16 protein-coding genes are annotated in these 17,627 nt (G+C 66.3%); 9 read left to right on the plus strand and 7 right to left on the minus strand.

All coding sequences use genetic code 11. The features are described from left to right. Positions 1–42: 42 nt before the first annotated feature. The gene (locus BN3789_RS10895) at positions 43–384 is read right to left on the minus strand and encodes a hypothetical protein (RefSeq protein ID WP_066834345.1); all 342 of its coding nucleotides are present in this window, start codon (positions 382–384) and stop codon (positions 43–45) included. A gap of 171 nt (positions 385–555) precedes the next feature. On the opposite strand from BN3789_RS10895, the gene BN3789_RS10900 reads away from it, so the two are divergent. Continuing rightward, positions 556–1,560: a putative manganese transporter gene (locus BN3789_RS10900; RefSeq protein ID WP_066834346.1), complete on the plus strand. Its 1,005-nt coding sequence runs from the start codon at positions 556–558 to the stop codon at positions 1,558–1,560. 459 nt (positions 1,561–2,019) lie between these two features. On the opposite strand, the gene BN3789_RS10905 is transcribed toward BN3789_RS10900, so the two are convergent. Continuing rightward, positions 2,020–2,529 carry a YaiI/YqxD family protein gene (locus BN3789_RS10905; protein WP_066834348.1) on the minus strand — a complete coding sequence of 170 codons (510 nt, stop codon included), beginning with the start codon at positions 2,527–2,529 and terminating at the stop codon, positions 2,020–2,022. Between the two features lie 153 nt (positions 2,530–2,682). Continuing rightward, positions 2,683–3,444 (minus strand): MerR family transcriptional regulator, encoded by a 762-nt coding sequence (locus BN3789_RS10910; protein WP_066834350.1) that lies wholly within the window; start codon positions 3,442–3,444, stop codon positions 2,683–2,685. A gap of 166 nt (positions 3,445–3,610) precedes the next feature. Between BN3789_RS10910 and BN3789_RS10915 the strand changes: the two genes are divergently transcribed. From BN3789_RS10915 to BN3789_RS10940, 6 genes are all read left to right on the plus strand, one after another. Next, a complete protein-coding gene (locus BN3789_RS10915; protein WP_229254348.1) occupies positions 3,611–4,279 on the plus strand; it encodes a DUF1287 domain-containing protein in 669 nt (222 codons plus the stop codon). A gap of 181 nt (positions 4,280–4,460) precedes the next feature. Beyond that, positions 4,461–5,315, plus strand: a complete 855-nt coding sequence (locus BN3789_RS10920) for a helix-turn-helix domain-containing protein (protein WP_066834352.1) — start codon at positions 4,461–4,463, stop codon at positions 5,313–5,315. Positions 5,316–5,666: 351 nt separating this feature from the next. Continuing rightward, entirely contained in the window at positions 5,667–6,221 is a 555-nt protein-coding gene (locus BN3789_RS10925) for a radical SAM protein (protein ID WP_066834354.1), read from the plus strand. Between the two features lies 1 nt (position 6,222). Continuing rightward, positions 6,223–8,781, plus strand: coding sequence for a trans-4-hydroxy-L-proline dehydratase (hypD, locus tag BN3789_RS10930; protein WP_202615129.1), 2,559 nt, complete (start codon positions 6,223–6,225; stop codon positions 8,779–8,781). 51 nt (positions 8,782–8,832) lie between these two features. Beyond that, positions 8,833–9,633 (plus strand): pyrroline-5-carboxylate reductase, encoded by an 801-nt coding sequence (gene proC, locus BN3789_RS10935; protein WP_066834356.1) that lies wholly within the window; start codon positions 8,833–8,835, stop codon positions 9,631–9,633. 39 nt (positions 9,634–9,672) lie between these two features. After that, positions 9,673–10,254, plus strand: coding sequence for a histidine phosphatase family protein (locus BN3789_RS10940; RefSeq protein ID WP_066834358.1), 582 nt, complete (start codon positions 9,673–9,675; stop codon positions 10,252–10,254). A 123-nt stretch (positions 10,255–10,377) separates the two neighbouring features. Here the strand turns inward: BN3789_RS10940 and BN3789_RS10945 are convergent, their stop codons facing one another. Beyond that, positions 10,378–11,637, minus strand: a complete 1,260-nt coding sequence (locus tag BN3789_RS10945; RefSeq protein ID WP_066834360.1) for a DUF1015 domain-containing protein — start codon at positions 11,635–11,637, stop codon at positions 10,378–10,380. Positions 11,638–11,808: 171 nt separating this feature from the next. Between BN3789_RS10945 and BN3789_RS10950 the strand changes: the two genes are divergently transcribed. Then, positions 11,809–12,732 (plus strand): AEC family transporter, encoded by a 924-nt coding sequence (locus tag BN3789_RS10950; RefSeq protein WP_066834362.1) that lies wholly within the window; start codon positions 11,809–11,811, stop codon positions 12,730–12,732. A gap of 55 nt (positions 12,733–12,787) precedes the next feature. Here BN3789_RS10950 and BN3789_RS10955 read toward each other — a convergent pair whose 3' ends face one another. The 3 genes from BN3789_RS10955 to serC all read right to left on the minus strand — a co-directional run bounded on the left by BN3789_RS10955 (position 12,788) and on the right by serC (position 16,345). Then, positions 12,788–13,972 carry a M20 family metallopeptidase gene (locus BN3789_RS10955; protein ID WP_066834363.1) on the minus strand — a complete coding sequence of 395 codons (1,185 nt, stop codon included), beginning with the start codon at positions 13,970–13,972 and terminating at the stop codon, positions 12,788–12,790. Between the two features lie 27 nt (positions 13,973–13,999). After that, on the minus strand, positions 14,000–15,163 hold the full coding sequence (locus tag BN3789_RS10960) for a phosphoglycerate dehydrogenase (protein ID WP_066834364.1): 1,164 nt from the start codon (positions 15,161–15,163) through the stop codon (positions 14,000–14,002). A 69-nt stretch (positions 15,164–15,232) separates the two neighbouring features. After that, the gene (gene serC / locus BN3789_RS10965; RefSeq protein ID WP_066834365.1) at positions 15,233–16,345 is read right to left on the minus strand and encodes a 3-phosphoserine/phosphohydroxythreonine transaminase; all 1,113 of its coding nucleotides are present in this window, start codon (positions 16,343–16,345) and stop codon (positions 15,233–15,235) included. A gap of 186 nt (positions 16,346–16,531) precedes the next feature. Between serC and BN3789_RS10970 the strand changes: the two genes are divergently transcribed. After that, the gene (locus BN3789_RS10970; protein ID WP_066834366.1) at positions 16,532–17,365 is read left to right on the plus strand and encodes a metallophosphoesterase; all 834 of its coding nucleotides are present in this window, start codon (positions 16,532–16,534) and stop codon (positions 17,363–17,365) included. Positions 17,366–17,627: the final 262 nt, after the last annotated feature.

The following is a 17,627-nucleotide window of genomic DNA, read 5'->3' on the forward strand; positions in this document are numbered from 1 at the left end:
CCCGTCCCACCTTCTTCTCTTCGTGGCGGATGAACCTTGCTCTTATACACCTCTAGGTGTGTATAAGAGGCAGCCGCGGCCCTGCAGCTTGCCGATGCCCGCGCAGGTGTCGGCATCGGAAAGCGAGCGCGCGAGCAGCGGGGAGGACAGGTTGCGCAGGCGCGCCTCTCCGATCTGGTCGCACAGCTCGCGGTTGCGGTCGGCGAGCTCCAAGATCACGTCGAACGAGAACCCGGGCTCGTCGTTCACGCGCCACTCGTCGATAAGGGCCTTCATGGCCTCCTCGCCGCGCTGGCGCTCGGACTCCATGGCGTCGTAGTCGCCGTAGATGAACATGGGGATAAAGGGCTGCATCGAGTACTCGAGTGCCTGGTTGACGTTCACGCTGGTCACCTCTCGTGTTCTTGTGAATAGTTTGCCTTATGCAACTAACGTGGATACAATACCGGAACTTGTGTTGATGCCGGAACATCCTCGGTCGTTTCACACACGGCGTACAAATGGGTACTAACCTTATCTGCCGGAAGACGATTATACGAAAGGGAGCTGCGCTCCATGGAACTTCTTCTTCATCTGCTCGAGCATGCGGTCGAGGACACCTTGCCGCTCGTGCCGTTCCTGCTGGTAACCTATCTGGCGCTCGAGGCGCTTGAGCATGCGGCGGGCGAGCGCGTCAACGCGGCGGTGCGTCGTGCGGGCGCGGCGGGCCCGGTGGTGGGAGCGCTGCTCGGCATCGTGCCGCAGTGCGGGTTCTCCGCCATGGGCGCGACGCTGTACGCGGGACGCGTCATCACGCTCGGTACGCTCGTCGCGGTCTTCCTGTCCACGTCCGACGAGATGCTGCCGATGCTTCTGGCGGAGCGGACCGACGCCGGCTCGCTTGCGTTCGTGCTGCTCGCCAAGGCGGCGGTCGCCGCGATCACCGGCCTGGGCATCGATCTCGGCCTGCGCGTGCTGCGCAGGAACGCGCGCGCCCATACCGCGCTGCGCCGTGCCGCGCGCGGTGCCGAGGAGGGGCGCGACCTGCTCGACGAGATGGCGGAAGCGGGCGAGGGCGCTTCGCACATCCATCGTCTGTGCGAGCACGACCACTGCGGGTGCGACGACGACGCCGACCATCACGACCATGCGCATGAGGGGCACGGGCACGACCATGGTCACGGCGCCCTGCGCTCGATCGTGCTGAGCGCCGTGTCCCACACCGTGCAGGTGACCGTGTTCATCTTCGTCGTGACGTTCGCGCTCATCGCGATCCTCGAGACGGTGGGCGAGGGTGCGCTCGCCTCGTTCGTTGCCGGCAACCAGGCGCTCGCGGTGTTCGCGTCGGCGTTTGTCGGTCTCGTCCCGAACTGCGCGGCAAGCGTGGTCATCACGCAGCTGTACCTGGAGGGCGTGCTCGGGTTCGGACCGCTCATGGCCGGCACGCTCGTATCGGCGGGCGTGGGCTTTTTGGTGCTGTTCCGCACGAACCACAACGCGCGCGAGAACGTCATCATCTTGGCCCTGCTGTACGTGATCGCGGTGGTCTGGGGCTTCGTGCTGATGGCGGCGGGGCTGTAGGGCAGGGCGGATGGGTCCGTGCGGAGGCGCGAGGTCGCCTCGGAGCGTCCCAGCCGTGCGAACGGGTCCTCCGTTATCACCCGCTGATGGCAAAGTGGCTAGAAATTTCTATTTTGCTGTAAGAAACCCCGTGCCGATGTGCCTGGAGCCTGTGCTTCCGGTTCATCTCCCCTTGACGGGGCCCGATTCGGGACGAATGGGCCTCTCATCCCGCCGTCAGAACCAGCCAATATAGCCAAACCAGCCGACTCGGACATCCGAGCCGGCGCGGGTCAACAGCAAATTCGAAATATCTAGCCACTTTTGCGCAACGTGGCGCAAGCGAGGGTGACGTAGCTCATGTTCGGTGCGATGACGGATCGGCGCCGTCGCCTTCCGGAGCTGTCCGGCGGCACCTCATGCGCGGGAGGGCGCCCCCATAGAGACCGCGCATCGACAGCGAGCCCTGCGATCAGCGTTTCACGAAGCCAGGAGCTGCGACAGGTTGCGAACGAACCGCTCGCGATCCTCGTCGGTAAACGCCGCCGGCCCCCGCGTGCGCCCGCCGGTCCGTCGCACCTTCTTCTCTTCGTGGCGGATGAACAGGTCCATGTCGATCGTCGCCCTCGAGTACACGCGCCCGCGCACCCCGATGGCCGCCGCCCCGCGCCCGAGCACCATGCTCGCCAGCCCGATATCCTGCGTGACGACCACGTCGTCAGGCTGCAGGCGCTCGACGATGGCGAAGTCCGCGCTGTCGGCACCGATCGACACATCGACGATATCGACCCAAAACCCGGGGCGATCTGCCGTGCGCCCGCGGGCATGCTCGGCGTCGCGCGGGTCGTCGCGCCTGATGTGCCGCGCAAGGTTCTGCGTGGTGTTGCCGACGATGACGACGGGAATATGGGCGCATCGTGCGCAGGTGAGCGCCTCGCGCAGGACGGGACAGGCGTCAGCATCTATATAGAGTGTGCGGATGCAGACCATGCGTCTCCTTGCTCGTCGTCCGTGCACCACGGTCGCGGTGCGCCTCGCTTTCGCTGAGGGCATCGATTATCGCACATGCGCATCAAGGGGAGCCGCCGAACCGTCGGGCGGGCGAAAGGCGCAGCAACCGGCGCCCCTCCCGAAAAGCGCCGCCTACCGCGCGTGCGCGACGATCGCGTCGCGCAGCCATGCGGCGCAGCCCTCGACGGAGCGGTCGTAGTAGCTGCGGAACCGATCGTCTGCCACGTAGCTCTCCGCCAGTCCGCGATGCGCTTCGGCGGAATAGGCGGGCCAGGTGTAGCCCAGCCAGGTGCGGTGCATGCTGCAGATCCGTTCGCCCGTCTCGCCCGCGGGATCGTCTCCCGCGTCGACGGCCCTCTCCAGCTCGGAGCGGATCTGCTCCTCCAGTGCACGGAAATCCGCATACTCCTGCTTGCTCATTTTCAGCATCTTCCTGTTGCTCTCGTCGACCGCGTCGTTTCCATAGCGCTCGCGCACCTCGGCTCCGTAGCGCTTTTCGTTCTTATCCACGAGATCCCGTTTGAAACCTTCGAACTTCTCGATATCGGTCATGGACCCAGCTCCTTCCAAAGTCGCGAGCGTTCGCTCGACGGTGGCGATGAGGCGCGTCAGGCGGAGCCGCTCGTCGCGCAGGCGGCCAAGATGGCGTGCGAGCAGCTCAGCGCGCTCTGCGGGCGAGGTGCTCAGCAGCGGGCCGATGTCGCGCACCGCTACGCCGCAGCGGCGCAGCAGCAAGATTTCCTGCAGCCGATCGGCGTCCGCGCTGCAGTACAGCCGATAGCCGCGTTCGCTGCGGCCCGAGGGCGCAAGCAGCCCCACCTCTTCGTAAAAGCGCAGTGTGCGCGTGGTGATCCCCGCCATGCGCGCGAGCTCCCCGATGCGGTATCCGTTCATGGCCCCTCCTTCGAGCTCCACGATAGCGCTTTACGTAACGGTAAGGTCAAGACCGAATCGTCCCGTTTCAAGCGCGAAAGGATGGGCTGATAAACTGGAGGGGAACATCGCGCATCGACGCGTTCGAAGCATGCTCGGTACGGGAGGGATTGCGATGAGAAGGCAGATGAGGCATCGCGTTACGGCAGCTCTGGGCGGGATTCTTCTGCTGTTCACGCTCGTCGCTGCCGTCCTCGTCGCGACGGGTGCGGTGAACATGACGTCCGCCGAGCGCCCGGAGCATTACATGGACATACTTTTCGTCGACGACGGGTCGCATGTTGATCGCGACGGGGACGGCATTGAGGACGGCCAGGACATTCTCGAGGCGGCGCTCGCGTATGTTCGGACCCGGCCGCGCTATCGAAGCGCATATTACGCGAACGGATATCCGGATGACGGCTTCGGCGTGTGCACGGATGTCGTCGCGTTCGCGTTGCGCGATGCGGGCTATGACCTGCAGAAACTCATCGCCGATGATATCGCGGCTGCCCCGGAGGCGTATGACGTGGAGACGCCCGATGCCGCCATCGACTTCCGCAGGACGGGCAACCAGCTCGTGTACTTCGAGCGCCATGCCCAACGCCTCACGAATAATCCGGAGGATCTCTCCTCGTGGCAGCCCGGGGACATCGTGATGTTCGAGGGGCACGTGGGCATCGTCTCCGACTATCGTAACAGCCGCGGCACACCCTATGTGATCCACCACCAAAGCGCATTTCAGCTGCGCTACGAAGAGGACCTCCTGGAGTCCCGCCGCGGCGACATCGTGGGGCATTTCCGCATGGCCGGTTGACGGCATCCCCGTCATGCGCGCGTGTCTCCCGATGGAGGACACGTGCCGTCTTTCGCCCGCGTCTGCCGGCCGTTTGCCGCTATGCCAAAGGCTTTGGGCAGCGCGTTCGCTTCGCCTGTGCTGCAGTGGGGGTACACGGTAGGTAGCCGCATGGGCCGCGGCAAAGTGGAAGGATGCCGTCATGAACGTGAGCGAGCAGATCAGGCGCGGGCGCGAGGCGCTGGGGATGTCGCAGGCGGATCTGGCCGACGCCATCTGGGTGTCGCGCAACACCGTATCGAACTGGGAGACGGGCGCGACGACGCCGGATATCCAAAGCTTCATCCTCATGAGCGCCCTGTTCGGCGTCACCATCGACGAGATGGTGAAGGGCGATGCGAACGTGATGGCGCGGGCCATCGCGCGCGATCGGAATCGCCTGCTGGTGGTGGGGCCGGAATTGTCCGATTCGAGCGCCCAAGGGGCTGATTCTGAGCGGGTTTCCACCGCGGAGGCTGCCGGCGCACAGGATGCCGACGCGCCCATCACGCTCACCATGCCCGAGCCGCAGGGTAGCGTGGTGTTCGGCAACTACGAGCGCATCGATGCCGTGCGCGCCGGCATGCCGGAGTTTCGCCTGGTGCGGACGTTCGCGCTGTTCAGCATGAGCAACTATCGCATCGAGAACGGTGCGGGAGAGGCCGTGGGCACCATCCATCGAGGCAGGGCGACCTTCGATCCGGTGTATCAGCTGCGCGTGCCGGGGTTCGAGCGCGTGCAGGTGAGGCGCGAATGGAAGCCGGGCGAGTTTCGAACCGTCTACACCATCGAGGGCGAGGGCGTGGGCGTCGAGGGCGCGGTGCTGGGCGACGAGTTCAGCATCTGGCGCCAGGGCGGACGCATCGCCACGGTGACGGCGCTGCGCTCGTCGGGCCGTCCGGTCTTTCGCATCGAGCTTGAGGACGATGACACCCGCCCGCTCGCATTCGGAGTCGCCATGATATTCCTGCTGCTGCGCGACTTCGACCGCAACTGGGTGCGCACGAGCGGGGAGTAGGGGGCACGGGCCGGGCGGATCCCGAGGTCCCGTATGCGTCAGATAGGGAAACCGCACCGCATAACCGCAGGAACGAGGGGGTCAGGGTTTCCTGAAAATGAATTTGGTATCAAATTGGGAAGTACGAAAGGGAAGCGGCCATATTTGACAAGCCTGTGACCTGCGTTTTTTCCACACGATCGATTCCGGAGGCCTCGGAAGGGGTATCCGATTCGCTCTTACGTGGCCCTTATTGCCCAAGACTTGATACCAAATTCAAAACGAAGCGTCCGCAGGCCCTGGTCTGCCTCTTATACACATCTAGATGTGTATAAGACACAGGGTCATCACCAACTCCGACTGCGCGACCGCATGTTCTACGAGAAATCGGGCGGCGGCGTCACGCTGTCGGGCGGGGAGTGCCTGGCACAGGACATCGATTACCTGGTCGAGCTTTGCCGCCTGCTGCGCGAGGAGGGCGTGCACGTGGCGGCGGACACGTGCGGCGCGGCGCCCCGCGCGCATCTGGAGCGGCTGCTGCCTTTCGTGAACCTCTGGCTCTATGACATCAAGGCTGCCGACGAGACGACCCATCGGGCGCTCACGGGCGCGCCGAACGGGGCCATCTTGGAGAACCTGGCCTACCTCGCGGAACACGGCGCGCATATCAACGTGCGCATGCCCATCGTCGAGCCCGTGAACAGCGGCGACGACGATATCATCGCCGCCGCGGAGGTCATCAAGTCGCATGCGGGGCTGTGCCCGGTGAGCCTGCTGCCGTATCATACAACGGGTAATGGAAAGTACGCGCGCCTGGGTCGCGCCGCGCCGGCTGGCGCGTTCGCGGTGCCCCCGGCGCAGACGATGGAGCACCTGCGCGACCTGCTGCGCGAGCGCGGCTTCTTGCAGGTGGAAATCGGGGGTTGATATGACAGGGAACACCGATACGGGGGAGGTCGCCATGGAGGCAGGCAAGCCGTCGGGCATCCGCCAGACCGCCGCATCCTCCACGCTCGACGACCCGCGCTTCCAGGCGATCCGCGACGCGCTCGCCGCGGTGCGCTCGCATACCGCGCCCACGCGGACCACGTCGCATGCCACGTGGGAGGACGACCGCGGCATGAACGAGCGCGTGAAGCGGCTGCGCCATCAGTCCGAGACCACCCAGCCCTACCTCGACATGGAGCGGGCGCTCATCGAGACGGCGACCTACCTGCGCTACGAGGGCACGGTCTCCACCCCTGAGCTGCGCGGTCTGGTGCTGCGCGACTACTTTGCGCACAAGAGCATCTCCATCGAGCCGGGCGAGCTTATCGTGGGCGAGAAGGGTCGCGGCCCGCAGGCGGCGCCCACCTTCCCCGAGCTGTGCTGCCACACGCTCGAGGACATGCACAACATGAACGACCGCGAGCAGGTCAACTTCACCGTCACCGAGGACGACCTGGCCGCGCAGCGCGACATCGTGATCCCGTACTGGACGGGCCGCGCGAGCCGCGACGCCATCATGCGCGCGCAGGAGCCCGCCTGGCACGACGCCTACGAGGCCGGCATCTTCACCGAGTTCTACGAGCAGCGTGCCGGCGGGCACACCTGCCTGGGCTCCGAGCGCGGCGTGCGCGCGGGCTTCGGCGAGATCCGCGCCGACATCGAGGCCGCGCTGGCGAGCCTCGACTACCTGGCCGACGAGCACGCCGTGGCCAAGCGCGACGAGCTCTCGGGCATGCTTATCGCCCTCGAGGGCGTGCAGACGCTGGCCATCCGCTACGCCGAGCTGGCGAGCGCCATGGCGGCCGATGAGTCCGATCCCGTGCGCGCCGCCGAGCTGTCGCAGATCGCCGAGAACTGCCGCGTCGTCGCGACCGAGCGCCCGCAGACGTTCTGGCAGTGGATCCAGCGCTACTGGTTCATCCACCTGGCCATCACGAGCGAGACGAACCCGTGGGACGCCTACACGCCCGGCCGCCTCGACCAGCATCTCATCGGCCACTACCGCGCCGACGTGGCGTCTGGCGCGCTCGACCGCGACCGCGCGCTCGAGCTGCTGGAATGCCTGTGGGTGAAGTTCAACAACCAGCCCGCGCCGCCCAAGGTGGGCGTGACGCTCAAGGAGAGCGGCACGTACAGCGATTTCGCCAACATCAACACCGGCGGCATCACGCCCGATGGCGCCGACGGCGTGAACGAGGTGTCCTACCTCATCTTGGACTGCATGGACGAGATGATGTTCATCCAGCCGAACTCCAACGTGCAGATCTCGCGCAAGACGCCGCGCCGCTTCCTGCTGCGCGCCTGCGAGGTGGCGCGCGCCGGATGGGGCCAGCCGGCCTTCTACAGCACCGAGGAGATCGTCGACGAGCTGCTGGCGGCCGGCAAGAGCCTGGCCGATGCGCGCCGTGGCGGGGCGTCGGGCTGCGTGGAGACGGGCTGCTGGGGCTACGAGGCCTATCCGCTGACGGGCTACTTCAACCTGCCCAAGATCCTCGAGGTCACGCTGCATAACGGCGTGGACCCGCGCACGGGCAAGCTCATCGGCCTCACGACGGGCGATCCGCGCGGTTTTGCCAGCTACGACGAGCTGTTCGACGCCTACTGCGCCCAGATGCGCCACTTCATCGACATCAAGGTGCGCGGCTCCAACATCAACACGCAGCTGTGCGCACGGCTAAACCCGGTGCCGTTCATGTCTATCATGACCGAGGACTGCATCGCGCGCGGCCAGGACTACAACGCCGGCGGCGCGCGCTACAACACCACCTACCTGCAGGGCGTGGGTATCGGCTCCATCACCGACGCGCTGGCGTCGCTGCGCCTCAACGTGTTCGACGAGCACCGGGTGTCGATGGGCGAGATGATGGATGCGCTCGACGCCAACTTCGAGGGCGAGCGCTTCGCGGCGTTGCACGGCATGGTGAGCCGCCGCACGCCCAAGTACGGCAACGACGACGATTACGCCGACGACATCATGCGCTCGGTGTTCGCGTGCTTCCGCGACGCGGTGACCGGGCGCCCCAACATGCGCCGCGGCGAGTGGCGCGTCGACATGCTGCCCACCACCTGCCATATCTATTTCGGCGAGGTCACGGGAGCGTCCCCGTCGGGACGCCTGGCGGGCGAGCCGGTCTCCGACGGCATCTCGCCGGAGCGCGGGGCGGACGTGAACGGCCCGACCGCCGTGATCGCGTCGTGTGCCAAGATGGATCACGCCTCCACGGGAGGCACGCTGCTGAACCAGAAGTTCGCGCCGGCGGCCATCGAGGGCGAGCGCGGCCTGGAGAACCTGGCCGACCTCGTGCGCACCTACTTCGACATGGGCGGGCACCACATCCAGTTCAACATCATCGATCGCGCCACGCTGCTCGACGCGCGCGAGCACCCGGAGAACTACCGCGACCTCATCGTGCGCGTGGCGGGCTTCTCCGAAAAGTGGTGTAACCTGGGCCGCGAGCTGCAAGACGAGATCATCAACCGTACGGAGCAGGCGTTTTAGCGGCTCTGGGGAGACGCTGAACCATTCGTATCACGGGAAAGGACAAGCATCATGCATAAGGAATTGGCCCTCATCGGCTGCGGCAACATGGGCAGCGCGATCGTGAAGGGCATCGTGGGCGCGGGCCTCATCGACGCGGGCGACATCGTGGTGTCGGACGTGAGCGAGGCGGCGTCCACACGGCTGGCTGGCGAGCTGGGGTGCGCGGGCACCTGCGACAACGTCGAGGCGGTGCGCGACGCGGCCATGGTCATCATCGCGGTGAAGCCGCAGTATCTGGACGACGTGGTGCGTGGGTTCGCCGACGCCGTGGTGCCCGATGCGCTCGTGGTGTCCATCGCCGCCGGCGTGACGCTCGCGCGCCTGGAGGGCCTGCTGGGCTCCGAGCGCAAGATCGTGCGCGTGATGCCCAACCTGCCGGCGATGGTGCTTGCGGGCATGAGCTCGCTGACGCCGAACGCGCAGGTGAGCGCCGAGGAGTGCGCGCGCGTGCAGGAGCTGTTCGAAAGCTTCGGCCGCGCCGAGGTGGTGCCCGAGCACCTCATCGACGCCGTGATCGCCGCGTCCGGCAGCTCGCCTGCGTACGTATGCGTGTTCATCGAGGCCCTGGCCGATGCAGCCGTGGCCGAGGGCATGCCGCGCGCGCAGGCCTACACCTTCGCCGAGCAGGCGGTGCTGGGCACGGCGAAGTACCTGCTTGAGACCGGGGTGCACCCGGCGGTGCTGAAGGACATGGTGTCCTCGCCCGCGGGCACGACGATCGAGGCCGTATCCGCGCTCGAGTCCGGCGGCTTTCGCGCCGCGGTGATCGACGCCGCCCGCGCCGCGGCGGCGAAGAACCGTGCGATGTAGCGCCGCGGATTGTCGGATTGTAAGGCGGTGGGAACCCTGATGACCAGACATCTCTATCTTGTGCGCCACGGTGAGACGCTGTTCAACGTCAAGGGGCTGATTCAAGGCTGGTGCGACTCGCCCCTCACGGATCTCGGTTGGGAGCAGGCGCGTCGCGCCGGGGCGTACCTCGAGCGCGAGGGCGTCGTGTTCGATCACGCATACGCCTCGACGCTCACGCGGACGCAGCGAACGCTCGAATGCATCACCGGTATGCCCTATAGCTGCGAGGACGGTCTTCGCGAATGGTATTTCGGCACCTTCGAGGCGGAGCATTCCAACATTATGTTCCCTAAGCCCTGGGGCGACTTCTTCAAGCGCTTCGGCGGGGAGGGCCAGATGGAGGTCAGGAGGCGCATGGTCGAGACGCTGTCCGAGATCATGCGGCGGCCCGGTCACGAGTGCGTGCTCGCCGTGTCCTCCGGTTCGTCTTGTCGCGAGTTCCTCGCGCACGCGCTGGGCTATGAGGATAGCGGCAGGGTCGACCTGCCGGGCAACTGCTCCATCATGCTGTTTTCCTTCGATGGTTCGGCCTTCTCGCTCGATCGCATCGTGACGAGCGAGGAGCAGAAGGAGGGCTGAGGCCGTCCGGACGAAAAGAGCGCCCGCAGGACTCGCGAGAATCCTGCGGGTGCTGGCATTCTGAGGTGCCATGTCGCGCTCACGTCGGGATGGGTTGAAACGAACCCGTCCCCAAATGACCCATTAGGGGCGGGCGATGCGGTGGATGAACAGGCCGCTGCGGAGCTTGGGCTCGAACCAGGTCGACTTGGGCGGCATGAGCAGGCCCGCATCCGCCACGGCGAGCAGCTGGTCGATGGAGGTGGCGTACATCGAGAACGCCACGCCCTCGGCGCCCGCGCGGCGCTCGAGCTCGTCCACGCCTCGGATGCCGCCCACAAAGGAGATGCGGGGGTCGCTGCGCACGTCGCCGATGCCCAGCACCGGGGCGAGCACGCGCTCCTGAAGCACGGACACGTCGAGCGCGGAGACGGGGTCTCCGTCGGCGATCTGGGAGGCGAGCTCCTCGCCCAGGGCCAGCCGCCACCAGCGCCCATCGGTGAACATCCCGAACGTTCCCGCGGACGAGGGAACCACCGCCGCGGGGGCGGCGTCGACGGTGAAGCCCGCTTCGCGCACGCGTGCGAGCAGCTCGTCGACGGTCAGCCCCGCACGATCTGCCACCACGCGGTTGTACGGCAGGATCGTCAGCTGGCTCGCCGGGAACAGGACGGACAGGAAGAAGTTGAACGGCTCCTTGCCGGTCAGCGTGCCGGCGGCGCGCGCCTCGTCGCGCATGGCCTGTGCGACCTTCACGGCCGATGCGGTGCGGTGATGCCCGTCGGCGATGTAGGCGCACGGGACATGCTCGAACATGGCGTGGATCGCCTCGACGGCATCGGTGCGCGCGACCTCCCACACGATCTGCTCCACGCCCTCGTCGTCGGTGAAGCGGTAGATCGGCGAGGACTCCTTCGCCGCGTTGATGATGATGTCGAGCACCGGCTGGTCGCGGTAGGTGAGAAAGATCGGGCCCGTCTGGCACCCGAGCGCGCGCATGTGCTCGATGCGGTCGCGCTCCTTGTCCTCGCGCGTGAGCTCATGGCGCTTGATGGTGCCGTCCTCGTATTCGTCGATTGAGCAGATGGCCACCACGCCCGTCTGCGCATGTCCGTCCATCCGCAGCTCGTAGATGTAGTAGGCGCGGTTCGAATCCGAGAGGTACGTCCCGTCCTCGATGCGCTGCTCGAGCACCTCGGCTGCGCGGGCGTAGACCTCCGGCGCGTACATGTCCTGATCCGGTGCGAACTGCGTCTCGGGACGATCGATGTTCAGGAAGGACAGGGGCCTCGTGCGCACGTATTCGGCTGCCTCCGCGCGGTCGAAGACGTCGTAGGGCAGGGCCGCGACGTCGGAGGCGTGCTCAGGGACGGGGCGGATGCAGGGGAAGGGGAGGACGCGCATGGGATGCCTTTCTGATCGTGGATCGGCCGGTCGAACCACGACCATCATACCGCAGGGCACGCGCCGCGCGTGGCGTGCGTAGCGGGGAGCCCCATGATGTAACCAAAGGAAAGACGTTGGGTGTATTCTTATACACCTGTTGCACACTACGAGGGAATGCGAGCTCCACCTATGGGATTTATCGAGACGGCGCTGCAGATGGTCACGCTTGCCATCCCCATCCTGATCGGCTACGTGGCGCATAAGCTCGGCTTTCTGGGCGGAGATTTCGACAGCGCGCTGTCCAAGCTGGTGATCAACATCACGCTGCCGTGCATGATCCTGGTCTCGGTGTGCGGTCGCGAGCTGCCGCCGGCGACCGAGCTGCTGCAGCTGCTCGCCCTGTCCGCCGCGGGCTACGTCATGGCCGTCATCGTGGCGCTGATCGCCCCGAGGCTGATGCGCGCGCCCGAATCCGGCGCGTACAGCTTCGTCATCGCGTTCGGCAACGTGGGCTTCATCGGTTTCCCCGTGCTGAGCGCCGTGCTCGGACCCGACGCGGTGCTCTACGCCGCCATCGCGAACATCCCCTGGTACATCCTGTCGAGCAGCATCGGCGTGCTCATGATCTCGGGCTTGCCGGAAGGCGGCCTTGCCAAGGCCCTGCGCGCGAGCGCGAAGCGGCTCGTCTCGCCCATGCTCGTGGCGAGCCTGATCGTGCTGGCGTTCGCCCTCGTCGGCATCAACGATTTCGGCGTGGTCGGCGACGGCCTGTCCAACGTGGGCGCCTTCACGACGCCCGCGGCGCTGCTGATCTGCGGCTCGTCGCTGGCGAACTATTCGGCGCGCGAGATGCTGAGCAACTGGCGCGCCTACGTGGCGACCGCGCTGAGGCTGGTCGGCGTGCCGCTGCTGCTGTTCGCGACCCTGCGCGGGTTCGCCGCGACGCCGCTGATCCTGTCGGTCATCGTGCTCGGCCAGGCCATGCCGGTGGCGACGAACGGCATCCTGTACTGCCTCATGTACGGCATGGACGCCAAGCCGGTCATGCAGGGTATGTTCCTATCGGTGTTCGCCTCGATCCTCACGATCCCGCTCATGGCGCTCATCGTCTAGGCAAATGGAAGGTGCCCCTTTCTGCAGGCGGGAAGGGGCACCTTTGCGCTTCTTATCACCAGAGCTCGCGACGGGTCAGCTCGGTGAGCACGCGCTCAACGCGCTCGATGTCGGCGCGCGGCACGAATTCGTCCGGCTTGTGCGCGCGAGCGAGCGATCCCGGCCCGTAGCTCATGCAGTTGCGGTTGGCGCAGCGTCCCGCGATGACGGCGGTGTCGGTGTAGCCCGTGAAAAAGCCGACCTCGGCGGGCGCGCCGCAGGCCTCGGTGCTTGCAAGCAGGGCGGCGAGCAGGGGCGAGTCGGGGTCGCGCTCGACGGCGGGTCGGTCGCCGGTGATGACATAGGTGCCGTGGGTGCCCGGCACGGCGCTCTCGGCGGCGGCGCACGCCTCCTCCACGATGCGGCGCGCGGCCGCCGTGTCCGTTGGCGGCACGAGGCGCATGTCGATCGAGACCTGGCAGCGGTCGGGGACGACATAGGGCTGGTAGCCGCCCGAGATCATGCCGAACGTGACCGTCGAGGGTCCCAGCTCGCCGTGGGCGGGCAGGTCGGCGAACGCGCGGCGAATCGAGCACAGGGCCTCGGCCATGGCCGCGATGGCGTCCGCTCCCTGCCAGGGCTGGCTCGCGTGGGCCGTCACGCCCTCCATCGTGAGCTCGAACCACGTGCGCCCCTTGTGCGCGACCTGGACCTGCCCGTCGGTGGGCTCGGTGTCGAGCACCCACTCGCCGGAGCCGACCCAGCCGGCCTCGATCGCGGCCTCGACGCCGCGCATCAGGTCCTCCTCGTCCACTGAGCAGATGAGCGAGAATCCGCGCCGGGGCAGCGCTTGCTTGCGCTCGACCTCGTCGAGCAGCGAGAACAGCGCCGACAGGGCGCATGCGAGCCCGCCTTTCATATCGCAGGCGCCGCGTCCGTACAGCCGCCCGTCGCGCACGACCGCGCCGAGCGGTGGCGTGTCGTCGCTCCATCCCTCGCCCAAGGTCACGGTGTCCATATGGCAGATGTAGACAAGTCGCTCCTCGTCGGTGGTGCCGGGCACGGTGACCATGAGGTCGCAGCGTCCGGGCAGCACCTCGAGCTCCTCGATGTCCACGCACGCCGCGAGCTCGGAGGGCATCTGCGCCAGCCGGTGCTCGACCAGCTGCTTGATGGCCTGCTCGATCTCGCCCTCATATGCCCCGGGGTCGGAGCTGTCGATCCCCACGAGCTGCTGCGCGAGCTCCCAAGCGGAATACATGTCGACTCCTCGTTTCGGTTGCTGGTGCTACTTGATAACGCGCACGCGGTAGACGGCGGGAATCCTCTTCAGCGCCTCGATCGTGCTGCTGTCGAGATGCTCGTCGGTGTCGAACATGGTGTAGGCGTTCTCGCCCGCGCTCTCGTTGACCATGCGTTGGACGTTGGCGTTGTCGTCCGCCAGGATCCGCGTGATCTGGCCGATCATGTTCGGCACGTTGGCATGCAGGCAGGCGATGCGGCTCGCGGCGCGCGCCTTGCCCATGGAGCAGGCCGGATAGTTCACGGAGTGCGCGATGTTGCCGTTCTCCAGGTAGTCCTTGAGCTCGGAGATCGCCATGTCGGCGCAGTTGGCCTCGGCCTCGCCCGTGCCCGCGCCGGAATGCGTGGTGATGAACGTGTTGGGCATGAGCACGGTCTTCGGCGTGGCGAAGTCGGTGGCGAACCAGGACAGCTGCCCGCGATGCAGGGCGGTGTCCACGGCGTCCTCGTCCACGATGGTCTCGCGCGCGAAGTTGACGAGCACCGCGCCCGGGGCGAGCAGGTCGAGCTGCTCGGTGGAGATCATGCCGACGGTGTCGGCCTTGGACGGCACGTGGAGGGTGAGGTAGTCGCACCCGCGGCACAGGTCCTCGAGCGTGCCCACGCGCTGCACGTCCTGGGAGAGCGCCCACGCGTGCTCGACGGAGATGAACGGGTCGTAGCCGTACACGTTCATGCCGAGGCTCACGGCTGCGTTGGCGACCTTGGAGCCCACGTTGCCCAGGCCGATGACGCCGATGCGCTTGCCCTTGAGCTCGTGGCCCACGAACGCCTTCTTCGCCTTCTCGGCGTTGACGAGGATGTCGGGGTCGCCGGCGTTGTTCCTCACCCATTCCATGGACTGGACGATGCCGCGGCTGGACAGGATCATCATGGCGATGACGATCTCCTTCACGGCGTTGGCGTTGGCGCCGGGGGAGTTGAACACCACGACGCCGCGCTTGGCGTACTCCTCGACGGGGATGTTGTTGACGCCCGCCCCGCAGCGCGCGATGGCGCGGATGCCGTCGGGAAGCTCGTAGCCGTGCAGGTCGGTGGAGCGCATGAGGATGGCGTCGGCGTCCTCGGTGTGCTCGACGAACTCGTAGCCCTCGCCGAACTCGACGTTGCCGTCCTTGGTGATGTCATCGATGGTCTTGATGTAGCGCATGGAACGATCTCCTTTGTCGATCTTCGTTGTGTTGCCGTAACGGTCGAGAGGGGCCCGCGTGTCAGCGGGCTACGAAGATCGCGTCTGCGTGCGCCGGCTCTCTTCGAACTCGGTCATGTACGCGGCGAGCGCCTCGACCGACGCCATGTCGACGGCGTTGTAGATGCTCGCGCGCATGCCTCCCACGAGGCGGTGTCCCGCGATGCCCTCGATGCCGCGCTCGCGCGCGCCGGCGATGAAGGCGGCGTCGAGCTCGGGGGAGGCGGTCCTGAACGTCACGTTGGCGATCGAGCGCGAGGCGGGCTGGGCCGTGCCGTGGAACAGGTCGCTGCCGTCGAGCAGGTTGTAGAGCAGCTCCGCCTTGGCGCGGTTCCGCTGCTCCATGGCGGCGAGCCCGCCGGTGCGCTCGATCCAGGCAAAGACCTTGCCGCACAGGTAGATGCCGAACGTGTTGGGCGTGTTGAGCATGGAGCCCTTCGCCGCCTGGGTGCGCCAATCGAGATAGGTCGGGCAGATGGGCAGCGCCGGCCCGTCCTCGATCAGGTCCCGGCGTACGATGACGACGGTCACGCCCGCGGGGCCCGCGTTCTTCTGTGCGCCCGCGTAGACGACCCCGTAGCGCTCGATGTCGAGCGGCATCGAGAGGAAGCAGCTCGACACGTCGGCCACGAGCGGCGCCTCGCCGGTGCTCGGGAGCTCGTGGTACATCGTGCCGAAGATGGTGTTGTTCTGGCAGATGTGGATGTAGTCGAGGTCGCCGCATGCGGCGCGCTCGGCGATGGGGGAAAGATCGGGGATGCAGTCGAAGTTCGTGTCCTCGCTCGAGGCGAGCGCGACCGCCTCGCCGTAGCGGCGGGCCTCCTCCCAGGCCTTCTTGGCGAAGTTGCCCGATACCACGTAGCCCGCCCGCCCGCGACGCATGAGGTTCAGCGGGATGGCGGCGAACTCGAGCGTCGCCCCGCCCTGCAGGAAGAGCACCTGGTAGGTGTCGGGAATGCTCAGGATGCGTCGTAGGCAGGCCTCGGTCTCATCGTAGATGCGCTGGTATGCGGCCGAACGGTGGCTCATCTCCAGCACGGACATGCCGCATCCGCGGTAGTCGATCAGCTCGGACGCCGTCTGCTCGAGCACTTCGAGCGGAAGGGCGGCGGGGCCGGCGGAGAAGTTGTGCACGCGTGCCATATATACGCGACCTCCAGACCTGAGTCGATTGCAAAGTGCGCCTAACTCTAGCATAGCAAAGTATTTTATGCGTTTTCGTTAACCGGTGCGTAACCTCGCATGGGGGATTGGTGCCGGCTCGGATGCGGTAGCGGGAAACGTGTACAATAACGTTCAACTTGAAGTTTAAGGATTGCGAGGCAGGCCATGGCGACATATGTTACCTCCGATGCGCACGGCCATCTGCGCGCATTCGATGCGGCGCTCGAGCAGATCTCCCTTGGCGCCGACGACAGGCTCTACGTGCTCGGAGACATGGTCGACCGCGGACCCGATCCGGTGGGCGTGCTGCGATTGGTCCGGAGCCTCCCCAACGCGCAGGTCCTGATGGGCAACCATGAGGACATGCTGCTCAACACGATCTCATCGGGGACCCAGCTCGATCTTCTGACCTGGGAGATGAACGGCGGGTCGTCCACGGCCGCCGGCCTCGATGCCTGCCCGCACGACGAGTACGTGGACATCATCCGCTGGATCTCTGCGCTGCCGCTGTTCGACGTGGTGAGCGCGGGCGAAAGGACGTATCTGCTCGCGCATGCCGGCATCGACGCGCTTGGCCTGCGCGGCTATCTGGCAACGGCCGGCTTCAACGCGGACACCGGATACGGCGACGTGCCGGAGGACGTGTGGCGCGCGGCGCTCGCCGAGCAGGATCCCGAGGACCTGCTGTGGACGCGCGGGGCCTTCTGGGGGGAGCCGACCGGCCTGGTCGGTCCCGACGGGCGCGGTCCCGTCGTCATCTCCGGGCACACGCCGACGGTGCTGCTGGCGCGCTACGCCGAGATGATGGGCGGACCGGTGCTCAACGAGGACGATCGGGCGAACATGGTCGAGGTCGGAGCCTGCTGGGACACGTTCGGCGTGGCCGACCGCATCGACATCGACTGCTCGGCCGCCGCGGGCGCGCCCCACGGGCGCGTGGGAATCATGCGCCTCGACGACCACGCCGTCTTCTACGGGACCATCGAAGAGGGCGCCTGACGCAGAAGGGGCCGCTGTATCCGCCCGTGTGCGGAATCGCACCTTGATAAAAGGTTTTCCCAAGGTGCGCGGATGCCCTGTTTTGAATTTGGTATCAATTCTTGGGCAATAAGGACCGCTTCCGGGTGGATCGAGTGCCCCTCGCGGGATCGCTGGAATCTGCCGGACAAAGAAACAGCAGGTCACAGGCTTGTCAGATATGGCCGTTTTCCCTCTGTGCTTCCCGAATTGACACCAAATTCATTTTCAAAAAATAATAACC

Origin of the sequence: Collinsella ihumii (assembly GCF_900046475.1) — a bacterium.
Taxonomy (GTDB): Bacteria; Actinomycetota; Coriobacteriia; order Coriobacteriales; family Coriobacteriaceae; genus Collinsella; species Collinsella ihumii.